Annotated in this window: 10 protein-coding genes; 2 read left to right on the top strand and 8 right to left on the bottom strand. The window is 56.2% G+C overall.

Features of this window, described 5'->3' with window-relative positions:
• Positions 1-19: 19 nt before the first annotated feature.
• The 7 genes from J3P88_RS12855 to J3P88_RS12825 all read right to left on the bottom strand — a co-directional run bounded on the left by J3P88_RS12855 (position 20) and on the right by J3P88_RS12825 (position 9,372).
• Positions 20-1,342, bottom strand: coding sequence for an MFS transporter (locus J3P88_RS12855; RefSeq protein WP_434575663.1), 1,323 nt, complete (start codon positions 1,340-1,342; stop codon positions 20-22).
• 66 nt (positions 1,343-1,408) lie between these two features.
• On the bottom strand, positions 1,409-2,461 hold the full coding sequence (locus J3P88_RS12850; RefSeq protein ID WP_434575661.1) for a lactonase family protein: 1,053 nt from the start codon (positions 2,459-2,461) through the stop codon (positions 1,409-1,411).
• Positions 2,462-2,611: 150 nt separating this feature from the next.
• Entirely contained in the window at positions 2,612-5,290 is a 2,679-nt protein-coding gene (gene acnA, locus J3P88_RS12845) for an aconitate hydratase AcnA (protein ID WP_434575659.1), read from the bottom strand.
• A 141-nt stretch (positions 5,291-5,431) separates the two neighbouring features.
• The gene (locus J3P88_RS12840; protein ID WP_434576430.1) at positions 5,432-6,346 is read right to left on the bottom strand and encodes a LysR substrate-binding domain-containing protein; all 915 of its coding nucleotides are present in this window, start codon (positions 6,344-6,346) and stop codon (positions 5,432-5,434) included.
• Between the two features lie 28 nt (positions 6,347-6,374).
• Entirely contained in the window at positions 6,375-7,883 is a 1,509-nt protein-coding gene (locus tag J3P88_RS12835) for a tripartite tricarboxylate transporter permease (protein ID WP_434575657.1), read from the bottom strand.
• 22 nt (positions 7,884-7,905) lie between these two features.
• Positions 7,906-8,400, bottom strand: a complete 495-nt coding sequence (locus tag J3P88_RS12830; protein ID WP_030141434.1) for a tripartite tricarboxylate transporter TctB family protein — start codon at positions 8,398-8,400, stop codon at positions 7,906-7,908.
• Positions 8,401-9,372 (bottom strand): Bug family tripartite tricarboxylate transporter substrate binding protein, encoded by a 972-nt coding sequence (locus J3P88_RS12825; RefSeq protein WP_030141433.1) that lies wholly within the window; start codon positions 9,370-9,372, stop codon positions 8,401-8,403.
• Between the two features lie 384 nt (positions 9,373-9,756).
• Here J3P88_RS12825 and J3P88_RS12820 point away from each other — a divergent pair, with 384 nt between their 5' ends.
• The gene (locus J3P88_RS12820; RefSeq protein ID WP_434575656.1) at positions 9,757-10,701 is read left to right on the top strand and encodes a GntR family transcriptional regulator; all 945 of its coding nucleotides are present in this window, start codon (positions 9,757-9,759) and stop codon (positions 10,699-10,701) included.
• Positions 10,698-11,336: an aldolase gene (locus J3P88_RS12815; protein ID WP_154906225.1), complete on the top strand. Its 639-nt coding sequence runs from the start codon at positions 10,698-10,700 to the stop codon at positions 11,334-11,336. The genes J3P88_RS12820 and J3P88_RS12815 overlap by 4 nt, the downstream gene beginning before the upstream one ends.
• A 165-nt stretch (positions 11,337-11,501) precedes the next feature.
• On the opposite strand, the gene J3P88_RS12810 is transcribed toward J3P88_RS12815, so the two are convergent.
• Positions 11,502-12,551 (bottom strand): AbrB family transcriptional regulator, encoded by a 1,050-nt coding sequence (locus tag J3P88_RS12810; RefSeq protein WP_434575655.1) that lies wholly within the window; start codon positions 12,549-12,551, stop codon positions 11,502-11,504.
• Positions 12,552-12,619: the final 68 nt, after the last annotated feature.

The raw sequence follows: 12,619 nt of genomic DNA, 5'->3' as shown, positions 1-12,619 counted from the left end.
CGATCCGTTCAGGTCAGCCTCAGTTCGCCTCGCGGCCAACAGGTGTTCCGAGTTCCGTCGGCTCCCGGTTGGTCACCCGCATGAACAGGGTCATGAGGAAACCTATGAGCAGCAGCGCACTTAGAAACAGTAAACCGGTGGCGGCGCTGTTGCTGTTGCCCTTGACCATGCCGATCAGCGATGGCCCGACGAAACCGCCGAGGTTGCCGATCGAGTTGATCACCGCGATCGACACTGCTGCCGTGGCGCGATTGAGGAACAGCGTCGGCAAGGCCCAGAAAGGCGACTTGAAACTGTAGAGTCCGGACAGCGCTACACAAATCATCGCCATTGCCAAAAATGGATTGCCCATCACTGCGGCCCCCACCAGACCCAGGGCGGCAATCAGCAATGGAATGGCCGAGTGCAGCTTGCGTTCATTACGTCGGTCGGAACTGCGCGACCAGACAATCATCGCTCCCGTGGCCACGATGTACGGCAGCATGGCGATCAGGCCGATCTGCGTGTGTGTCAGCGACTCGGAAAAGCTCTTGATGATTTGCGGCATCCAGTAACCCACGCCAAGGCTGCCGCACTGATACACAAAGTAGATGAATGACAGGTAAAGCACCTTCGGGTTGGTCATCGTCTTGTAGACGCTCAAACTCTTCACGTTTTTACGACTCTGGCGGTCACGCTCCAACTCGGCGATCAGCCATTCCTTCTCTTCAGGCTTGAGCCACTTCGCCTGTTCGGGTTTATCGGTCAGGAAAAAGTAACAGGCAATGCCGAGAAATACCGCAGGAATACCTTCCAGAAACAACATCCAGCGCCAGCCGCTCCAATCGAGCCAGCTGATGTTGTCCATGATCCAAGTGCTCATTGGCGCGCCAATGATGTAGCTCACCGGAATGGCAGCGGTGAATAAAGCCACGGTAGTAGCCAGTTCCCTAGAGCGAAACCAGAAGGTCAGATACACGATGATGCCGGGGAAGAAACCAGCCTCGGCCACCCCCAGGAAAAATCGCAGAATATAGAGCTGGTTGGCAGTCTGCGCGAAAGCGGTCATTGCGGCGATGGCGCCCCACGTCACCAGGATCCGGGCAATCCATACCCGAGCGCCAAACTTGTTCAGCATCACGTTGCTTGGCACTTCGAACAGGAAATAGCCGATAAAGAAAATTCCCGAGATGAAGCCAAAGGCTTCGCTCGACAGGGCCAGCTCCTTGTTCATTTGCAGCGCGGCGTAGCCGATGTTGGCACGATCGAGGTAGGAAACGATGTACAGCAGAAAAACAAAAGGGATGATTCGCAGGGTGACCTTGCGAATGATCGCGGCTTCATCAGGCTTATTATTGTTCATGACAACCTCACTAGAAGCAGGCAATAGCCTGCTGCTGTCATTGCATTATTGGAAATCCACAAGTTCTCAGGCCGAAAAAACCATGCACACCGGGCTACCGGTCGAGACCGAGAAACCCGTCTTGCTAAGCCCTCCCTTGTCCGGGTCTACCGCCATGGAAATGATGGTGTCGCTGTCCTCGTTCAGCGCGAAAAGGAAACGCTCATTGGGGGTCAACGTGAAGAAACGAGGGGTCTTGCCCTCGGTGGGCATAAACTCCACCGGGCTCAACAGACCTGTAGCCTGATCGATAACGAACACCGCCACACTGTCGTAACCGCGATTGGAGGCATAAAGGAAGCGGCCGCTACGATCGACTTCGATCTCCGATGCACGACTGTTGCCGGTAAAGCTCGCAGGCAACGACGGCACGATTTGAATCGGTACCAAGGCCCCCGTCCGAGCCTCGAAGCGGTAAGTTGTCACGCTGGAATCAAGCTCATTGACGACGTAGGTAAACGCAGCGCGAGGGTGGAACGCCAAGTGGCGTGGCCCCGCCCCTTCGCGAGTGGCGACGAAGGGCTGGGCCGCTGGAAGCAACCTGCCGTTTTCGAAACGGAAACTGAACACTCGATCCAGCCCCTTGTCTGGCACCAGCACAAAGTTACCGGAGTGATCAAACGGGTTGAAGTGTGGCTTGGAGAACGGCTGCTCGACCCGGTGCGGCCCCGTCGGCCCTTCCAACTTGAGCAGTTGGTTCAGCGTACCGAGCGCGCCGTCGCTACCCACGTTCATTACCGCCAGGGAACCCGTGATGTGGTTCGACACCACTAGGAATCGCTCGGTAGGGTCGAGTGCCAAGTGCACCGGATTTTTACCTTCGCAACTTTGCTGATTGATAAAGGTGAGTTTGCCTGTGGCTTTGTCGACGCTGAAAGCACTGACCTCACTCTTGTCGCCGTGAACGGTATATAGGCGGTCACCGGCCTTGTTCAAGGCCAGGAACGACGGGTTTACCAAGTCTTTGACCACCTGAACGAGCGCCAGGGTGCCCTCTTCCTGGTCCACTCTGTAGACACTGATGCCCTCACCGCGAGCGTTTCGTTCGCGAGTGGTCCGTGACCCGACATAGGCGTACATAGGTGTGGTTCTCCGTGTTTCAGGTAACTTTTCATTAGCCAGGCTTGCGTGAACCAAACCACTGAGCAATAGCGAGGCCAGCAGAGAAAATCCGGCAAGCGCACTCATTTGCGTGAGTACGGAGCGGCGAGTGAGTCCAACGGGCTCGATTCATGACCGCGTTCGCTGAACCACCTTGCGGATCACGAATGGCAGCACACCACCGTTGACCAGGTAACGAATCTCTTGAAGGGAATCAATGCGCACACGCAGCTCCACCTGTTGCTGCTCACCGCTGGAGCGATGCATGACCATGTCCACACGGTTATCGCCGACACTTAGTTCGTCCAACCCTAAGAAATCAAAACGTTCGTCCCCCTGCAAAGCGAGGTCATCCACCGACAAGCCAGGTTTGAATTGCAATGGGATGACGCCCATGCCAATCAGGTTGCTGCGATGAATACGCTCGATGCTCTGCGCAACGACAGCTTTCACGCCGAGCAATGCCTGAGCCTTGGCTGCCCAGTCACGACTGGAACCGGCGCCATAGTTGATGCCGGCAAATACCACCATGGGCGTATGCTGCGCTGCGTAGCTTTTGGCTGCCTCAAACACCGGTAGACATTGCGTATGGTCGGCGTTCCAAGCCCAAGCGCCCGGGCCTGGCTGGTTGTCACCCAGCATGCGGTTTTTCACAGCCTTGTTAGTGAACGCACCACGCAACATGACTTCATGGTTGCTGCGTCGGGTGGAGTATTGATTGAGGTCTTGGGGATTTTCACCGCGCTCCAGCAACCATTGTCCGGCCAAGCTATCGGCAGGGATGGAATAAGCGGGCGAAATATGGTCCGTTGTCACGTTGTCACCCAAGACCATCAGCGTGCGCGCACCATTGATGGCCAAGCTGGATTTTGGCTCAGCCGCGATATCGGCCAAGTATTGTGGGCGGCGCAGATAAGTTGAATCAGGGCTCCATGGGAACCGCACACTGCCTTCAGCCGACAACGATTGCCAGTGATGAGTACCCTCCCACACCTTGGCGAGGCGCTGCTGGAAAAACTCTGGCTTGACGACCTTGGCTACCTGGGCGGCGATTTCAGCGTCGGATGGCATCAGATCGCGCAGGTAAACAGGGTTACCCTCATGATCATTGGCCAAGGCTTGCGACTCGAGATCAATATCGATGGTCCCGGCGATGGCATAAGCCACACACAGGGCTGGGGATGCCAGGTAGCCAGCGGGCACCTTGGGATTGACCCGCCCTTCGAAATTTCGGTTACCGGACAGCACCACTACACCCTTCAGACCTTGATCCGCAAACAGCTCCACATGCTCTTCAAGCGAGCCCGAGTTACCGATGCAGGTCATGCAACCAAAACCGGCAAGGTTGAAACCCAACGCAGAAAAATCCTCCAGCAGATCAGCCTCCGCCAGGTAATCGGCTACCACGCGGGACCCTGGAGACAACGACGTCTTGACCCAGGGCTTGCGAGTGACGCCGAGCTGACGAGCTTTGCGTGCCAGCAGTCCGGCCTGAATCATCTGCGATGGATTGGCTGTGTTGGTGCAACTGGTGATCGCCGACATGACGACCGCACCGTGGGTGATCGGCTCATTGAAGGACGGCTCGAAAAACGTCGTTTGCGCAGGTCCGGCAATCAAATTGCTCCCCCCCATCACCTCATTTCGGAACGAGGCTGCGGCGTTGGACAACTTCTGACGCTGATGCGGCTGGTGTGGGCCAGCGACGCTGACTTCGATGCTGTTCAGGTCCAACTCAATCAACTCATCGAACTGTGGTTCAACCAACTCATCGCGTCGCCACAGTGGCTGGGCGCTCATGTAGCTGACGACCTTGTTGCACAGGGACTCTGATCGACCACTGAGCTTCAAGTAGGACAGGGTCTCGTCGTCAAAGGGGAAGAACACCACAGTGGCGCCGTACTCAGGCGCCATGTTGGACACGGTACCTCGGACGGCCCAGCTCAGGGCAGATAGGCCGGGACCGGTGAACTCGACAAACTTGCCGACGACCGAACGCTTGCGCAAGATTTCGGCCACATGCAACGACAGGTCGGTAGCGGTGACTCCGGGACGCAGGGTGTTCGTTACACGGATGCCCACCACTTTCGGGAAGCTGATCGGTACCGGTTCACCGACCATGGCGGCCTGCCCCTCAAGCCCACCCACACCCCAGCCCAAGACCCCGATGGCATTGATCATTGGCGTATGGCTGTCGGTGGCAACCATGTCGTCCGGATGTAGCAAGCGTTGACCATCTTCGGTTCGGCTTTCCCAAACGACCTGCGCCAACGCTTCCATGTTCATCTGGTGAATAATGCCGGTGCCAGGAGGGATCACCCTGAAGTTGTCCAGGCTCTCTTGCGCCCACTTGATAAAGCGGTAGCGCTCGCTGTTGCGACGAAAATCGATGTCCAGGTTCTGCTCTACGGCATCGGCCTCGGCATAATGCTCAACGATCACTGAGTGGTCGATGGTCAATACCGCCGGAATCAGTGGATTCATCGCTTTCGGATCACCACCCAGCTCAGCCACCACATCACGCATCCCGGCGAAATCGGCCAATGCCGGCAAGCAGGTCGTGTCATGGAACATCAATCGATTAGGCTGGAAAGGCACTTCGCAATCCGGGCCATTTCCGATGGCGCGAGCCAGCACCGATGGCAGTGATTCGGGCGAGCAACGCGCAACATTTTCCAACAGGATGCGAATCGAATAAGGAAGCTTGGACACCTGTACAGGCGACAGCATCTTGTTCAAATCGATGTAAGCAAACGGCTCGTCATCAATCACAAGATGGTTGATGAGGTCGCAGGCAGTCTTGGTCATGCTCATATCGCTCAGGCTTTTTTATAATGGTCGCGGGACCGGGCTTAACCCATCGATGCCGCTGATAGGTCGATATTAGAAGCAGCCCCCGCTATTGAAAATTGATCAATCGCCACACCAGCGTTCTCCGATAGAGAACACTCAATCATCTTTACGATGATTCAGATGATCGATCAGCGTTTTCAAAGTAGGTGAGGCGGTGTCATATTTTTTGCAGACAAGCAGCAATGAACGACGGGCCCATGGCTCGTCCAATGTCACGGCCTTCAGTTTGTGGCTACGCAGATACTGGTTAATCACACTACGTGGTAGCACCGCCAGCCCAAGGCCTGTCGACACCATGCGGCACATACAATCGAAGCTGCTGATGCGAATCCGCAGCTTGAGATTCATGCCCAGTTTTTCGGCCTCGCTTGTCAGCAATGTGTGCATCGAGCTTTCCAGATGCGGTCCGACAAACTCGTGCTCCAGCACTTCATTGAATCGAACCGATGTGTGACGTGCCAACGGGTGCCCGCCAGGAACAACCAACGTCAATTCATCACTGCGATAAGGTAATGTCTCCAGACCCTGGGCAGAGGTCTGTGCGGCTATGATGCCCAAGTCAGCGCGCCCATCCGCGACGGCGCGAATCACTGCTGACCCCACACGCTCCTCGATATCAAACTTGATCTGCGGGTAGAGCGACACGAACCGCGAGACATCGTCCGGCAAGAACTGAGACAAGGCGGAAGTGATGGCATGGATGCGCACATGTCCCTTGACCCCGGCGGCATAGTCCCCCAGTTCATGGTCCAGTTGTTCGATCGTCTGCTTCACCTGACGCGCATAAAACAATAACGACTGCCCTGCGGGTGTGAGATCAACCCCTCTGGCATTGCGGATCAGCAAGGCTGAACCAACCTGCGCTTCAAGCTCGGTAATACGCTTACTGACGGCTGACACTGCGAGATGCTTGATTCGAGCCGCTCGGGTCAAATTGCGCTCCTCTGCCACAGAAATGAACAGGTCCAGGCTGGTAATGTCGTATCGCACCCACTCACTCCTAACTGACATCTGGTCCAACGCTTTTCACCGAAAAACGTTAATCGTCTTCATGCAACTTGATGCCACGTGCGTGAAGCAGCGGTGGAATCACCAGCACCAACAGCGTCAGCGCAAGAATCGAGGCAGCTATAGGTTGCGTCACGAACACCATCCAGTCGCCCTGACTGATGGATAACGCGTTACGCAGTTGTTTTTCGGCCATCGGCCCTAGCAGCATGCCGACAATCACGGGCGCGACGGGAAAATCGAATCGTCGCATGACCACTCCTACCCAGCCGATGGCGAGCATGAGCAGCAGATCAAATGACGAGTGGCGCATCCCGTACACCCCGATAGTCGCGAATACCAGAATGCCGGCATTGAGGTACGGACGGGGAATCTGCAACAGCTTCACCCAAAGCCCCACCAACGGAAGATTCAAGACCAGCAGTATGACGTTCCCAATGTAGAGCGACGCCACGAGGGTCCAGACCAGGTCACCCGAGGTCTGGAATAGCATCGGGCCTGGCTGCAGGTTGTAGTTCTGGAACGCCGCCAACAATATGGCCGCGGTGGCGGAGGTCGGGATGCCGAGCGTCAGCAGCGGCACCAGCGAACCCGTTGCACTGGCATTGTTAGCGGCCTCGGGACCGGCAACCCCTTCGATGGCCCCCTCACCCTTGCTGGCAGCAAAGTCTTGCGGGTGCTTACTCAATTTGCGCTCGGTGGAGTATGAAAGGAAGGTCGGGATCTCCGCACCACCGGCGGGGATTGAGCCAAATGGAAATCCGATCATCGTGCCCCTGAGCCAGGCCGGAACCGATCGCTTCCAGTCATCACGTGTCATCCACAACGAGGTCAAACGATGCCGACGTACCGCTTCTTCCTTTTGATAGAGCAGGCTGTACAACGCCTCCCCCACCGCGAACAATCCCACCGCCACCAACACGACTTCGATACCGTCGACTAACTCGGGAACTTCCCAGGTATAGCGGGCGATCCCCGAAGTCGAATCCAGACCGATCAAGCCGATGACCAGCCCAACGCCCAGCGATGCAAAACCCCGCAGCATCGATGCTCCCAGCACCGCGGAAACGGTGGTGAACGACAGCACCAGAATCGCAAAATATTCCGCAGGTCCGAATTTCAACGCCAGGGTGGCAACGACAGGAGCGAACAGCGTCAGAAGCAGCGTCGCAATGGTTCCGGCCACACATGACCCTATCGCAGCCGTAGCCAGGGCCGGTCCTGCCCGCCCGTTGCGAGCCATGAGATTGCCCTCCAGGGCCGTGACCATCGAGGACGATTCTCCGGGAGTATTGAGCAGGATGGAGGTCGTGGAACCACCAAACTGAGCGCCGTAGTAGATACCGGCGAACATGATCAAGGCGCCCGTAGGATCGACCTTGGCGGTGATGGGCAGCAACAGAGCCACCGTCAGCGCTGGCCCGATGCCCGGCAAAACGCCAATTGCAGTGCCGAGCAGACAGCCGATAAACCCCCACAGGAGATTGATCGGTTGCAGCGCAGCAGCAAAACCTACCGCCAGGCTTGAGAGAATTTCCACCTTGTTAACTCCTTCAAACGGGTCAGATCCACACGTTGATCAGGTGTGGAAGGGAAACCCCTAGACCGGCGTTGAACAACCAGTAGATGGGCAAGGTCAGCGCGATACCGATGGCGAGGTCGCGCACTGGACGACGGCTGCCGAAACCTCGCGCCGAAAAAGCGAACAACAACCCGGCCGCCAGCACGAACCCGATGACTTCAATCAGCAAGGCCACGCCCAAGAGTCCAACAGTCACCCAGGCCGCGCCGGCTTTCCCGCCGGGAATGGTCGTGGCAGCCTCGTCGTCATGGTCAGGTAGGTTTCGCAAACCACCGGTGATCGCTTGATAACTCAGCAACAGGCCTACGCAGCCCACAAATGCAGCTACCGCATAGGGATAGACGTAGGCACTGAGAATCACAAAGCCCATCTCCGGTGGAAATCGAAAGGCCCCGTAAGCCAACACGCCACTGATCAGAATCAGGCTCGTGCCGACGGCAAGCTGCGTCAGCACCACCTTGGAAGGCCGGGGCATTTAAAGCAGCCCGACCTTGACCAGCATGGCGCGCAATCGCACATGATCCTCTTCAACAAACTTGCCGAACTCGTCGCCGGTCAGGATGCTCGGAGACCACGCGTTCACCTTGACGTTTTCTTGCCATACCTTGCTGTTGGTCCCTGAAAGAACGGCATCCACCACTTGTTTGCGCTGCTCCGGAGACAGATTTGCCGCACCGTAAACGCCGCGCCAGTTGTTGATTATGACGTCGTACCCCTTCTCCTTGAGCGTCGGTGCTTCAATGCCAGCGACCCGCTCCGGTGCACCGATAGCCAGCAACCGGAACTGCTTGGACTGAACATACTTGGCCAGTTCAGCGTAGCCGCCGGTAATAACGGTGATATGGCCACCCAACGTCGCGGCAACGACCTCGCCACCGCCGGCATAGGCGATGTAATTCACCTTGTTGATCGGAACATCCATCTTGCCGGCCAGCTCTGCGATTCCAATGTGATCGATCGACCCTTTGGAGCCGCCACCCCACTTGATACTGGAGGGATCAGCCTTGAAGGCCGTCAGCAAGTCTTCCAGCGTTTTGTAGGATGACTCCTCACGCACCGCAAGCACGTTGTATTCCGTGAAAAGCCTGGCGATGGGAGTGACATCCTTCATGGTGATTTGCGGTTTGTTCTGCTCCTCGGATGTGACCATGTTGGCACCGACCACAATCAGCGCATTCGGATCGCCTTTCGTGCTGTTGGCAAATTGTGCCAACCCCAGCGTTCCACCTGCACCGCCCTTGTTTTCGAACGTGATGGATTTGACCGCATCAGCTTCGATCAAGGCCTTGCCGAGAATTCTGGCAGTCTGGTCATATCCCCCACCTACCGAACCGGGGGCCATGAATTTAACCGCATCCAATGCCTGGACGGCGGTCGAGAGCGTGATCGCTGACAGGGCGGTTGCAATGAACATGCAACGGCTGAATCGACGGTTTGAAATGAGCATGCGTATTCTCCCGAGACTATTGTTTTTGTTGGTACCGGTTGAGTGTCGAGCGGAGCTGAATCTGTGATGCCTACGTACAAGCGTTGATCATGGGGTCGTTGGCAAGCCGTCCCTCAAGCCCGGATCGGAATGGGTTTGAAAGCCCAAACGCACGCCAATTTCGAACGCCGAGCCCCTAATAGACGCTACCGGAAATTGATTTGCAAGACGATAAAATACAATAAACAAAAAATAGCGTATTTTGTGCGAGCAGGCGGATGGTAGGGTACGTGTCCGAAAGGCAGATCCCTTATTTACGCGTAAAAATGCAATACAGGCCCGGCGCGCCCTCCACTTCCGATCCGGATTTCCGGCGCCCCCTAAAACCTCATGTGTGAATCAAGTATGGCTTCAAGCGCCCTGGTGCAAACAATTGCAGTGCAGATCCGCCAAAAAATTCAAACCGGTGTGTGGTCCCCTGGCGATCACCTTAGCGCGCAGAAAGTGGCGGACGACTTCAACGTATCGCGTTCTCCGGCGCGTGAGGCATTGGTGTTGCTCGCTAATCAATCGATCCTCGAACAATTGCCCAATCGCGGCTTTTTTGTGCTCGAACCGCTCCAGGAAACCCGGGATCTATCCGACCAGTCCGTCCCGCTCGAGGAACCGGACGCCTATTACCGGCTCTCCGAAGACTGGTTGAACAATGCCATTCCTGCCGAAGTCACCGAGCAGTTCCTACGCACGCGTTATGACCTGACAAAAGCCCAGCTCATCGATGTCCTCAATCGTGCAAGCAAGGTCGGCTGGGTAACACCGAAGCCGGGTTATGGCTGGCGGTTTCTGGATGTCGCAAAAACTCCGGAAAGCCTCGAACAGATTTATAGGGTGCGCTCGCTGATTGAACCTGCGGCTCTGCTGGAGCCGACTTATCGGCACGACGCTACCAAGCTACAACGGTTGAAGACAGAACAGCAAAAGCTGCTCGATGGAGGAATTGAAACCTTGCCAGCGGACGTTCTGCTCAAAAGCGGCATCCGCTTCCATGAGGAGTTCATCCAACTCTCAGGCAACCCGCTCTATCACATGATTCTGGTGCAAATGAACAACATGCGGCGCCTGATTGAATACCGCTCGATGATCGACCGAAACCGCTTTTACAAACAGTGCGCCGAACACATCCGCATGATTGAGCTGGTCGAACAGGGCAACAACGCTGAAGCGGCGCAATTGATGAAACAGCATCTGAGTGGCTCGTTCGCCGATAAATCGCCAATTCTGCATTTGCGTTCGTTGGCTTCCGACATCAAGCGTGGCGCTCCAGTGATTACTGAGGAACGCGATCGTTGAATATCGAAGAGCTGTTGCGTGCAGAAATCTGCGCGGTTGGAGCAAGCTTGTTTGCCCGGGGCTATACCGTTGGCAGCGCCGGCAATATCAGTGCGCGCCTGGAAGATGGCTGGCTGATTACCCCCACAGATGCTTGCCTTGGAAGGCTGAAACCCGAGGAGATTGCCAAGGTCAGCAAGGACGGCACTTGGGTTTCAGGAAACAAACCATCAAAAACCCTGGAGCTGCATCGCCAGGTCTATGACCGCAATCCATCGGTGAACGGAGTGGTGCACACACACTCCACTGCATTGGTGGCGTTGACATTGAACGGGGTCTGGAGCAATGACGATATCCTGCCACCGTTGACGCCTTATCAAGTGATGAAGGTTGGGCATATCCCTTTGATCGCCTATCAACGTCCAGGCTCACCTGATGTCGCTGCGCAAGTTGCGCAATGGGCACTCCGGGTTCGTGGAGTGATGCTTGAGCGTCTTGGTCCAGTGGTTTGGGAAAGCTCGGTATCAAAAGCCAGCTTCGCGCTGGAAGAGCTCGAGGAAACAGCGAAGCTCTGGATGATGAGCAACCCCAAACCTGCCCCCCTTCAAGAGCACGCAATTGAAGAGCTTCGGAGCGTGTTTTCTGCCAAGTGGTAACGCCGGAGCCGCAGGAATCATTGGGTTCATGGTTGCGATATGCCCCCCATTTCCGATGGCTGAAATCATGGACTTATTACTCAGCGGTCTAGGCCCGAAAAAACGACTCTGGAAAGTCGTTTAAGGGTCAATTCGGCGCGACCTGAGGCCACGACGAGCAGCAATTTATTTTTGGGAACGACGCAAGCGCTTCAACCACAAACCATGGACAGGCTCGGCACAGACCATCACCACGACCAACCGCATGATCTGCATCGCAGTTACGATCCCGACGGCCAGATTCAATGCTTCTGCGGTGAGATACATCTCAGTGCTGCTGCCCGGCATCATCCCCAGGGCCAGCGTCAAAGACGGGACCTGCAGCCATAGCCCCATTCCAACTGCCAATATCACCGTGCAAACAATCATGGCCAAGGTGAACAGCGAAACCTTGAGAAGGTATGTTGGGGACGAGCGAAAAAAATGCCGGTCGAAATAGCCACCGAGCGCACAACCAATCATCAGTTGCCCGTAGTGGCTCAACTCCACAGGTAATGCGGTTTGCAGGTTGAACGTGGCCGTGACCACCGCACACAAGGCCATCGGCCCAAACATCCAAGGATTAGGCAACCGGCAGCGCTTCCAGATGACGGCCGTCAGCGCCCCACCTGTCAACATCGGCAACAGCCAGTGCCAGTCACTCGGGAAGCGGTCATGCACCACTGAAGGCGAGACCTGAGCTGTAAAAAACATCGCAGGGGGCACACATAAGACGATGAGTACCAACCGCATGCTGTGTGCAGCGGCGATCTGACTGACATTGGCCTTGTGCCTGATACCTGCCTGAATCATTTCGGAGAAGTTCGCCGGCATGAATGCAAAGAACGCGGTGGTGAGATCCATTCCCTTGCGCCGCATGAACTCTATGCCCAGTAGAGCCAGTAGCAACGTCAGGATTGCTGCGCAGAACATCAACACGAAATGCCCGAGGATTTGCTCTAACACAACGGGGGTGAAATGCAGGCCGATCGACGTCGCGATCATCCACTGGCCCGACAGACGCCCATAAGGTATCTCTGCAACTCGCCAACCCAGACAGCGCACGACAGTAACCGCCAACAACGAGCCAATGATCCAGGGCAGCGGCCAATTGAAGTAACTGGCGAGCAATGCGCCAACGATACCGATCACAGGCGTCGCCCACCATAGCCTCATGGATAGGAAAAATGCTTTCATGCTGTCAGTCCAACACACAGCTTGTTGACTGGCCCATCAGAACTCATGGCGCTGGCCCGACACAGGCC

The sequence above is a fragment of the Pseudomonas sp. Z3-6 genome (assembly GCF_051131985.1).
GTDB lineage: Bacteria > Pseudomonadota > Gammaproteobacteria > Pseudomonadales > Pseudomonadaceae > Aquipseudomonas > Aquipseudomonas zanjanensis.
This window is presented reverse-complemented; position numbering and strand designations above follow the sequence as displayed.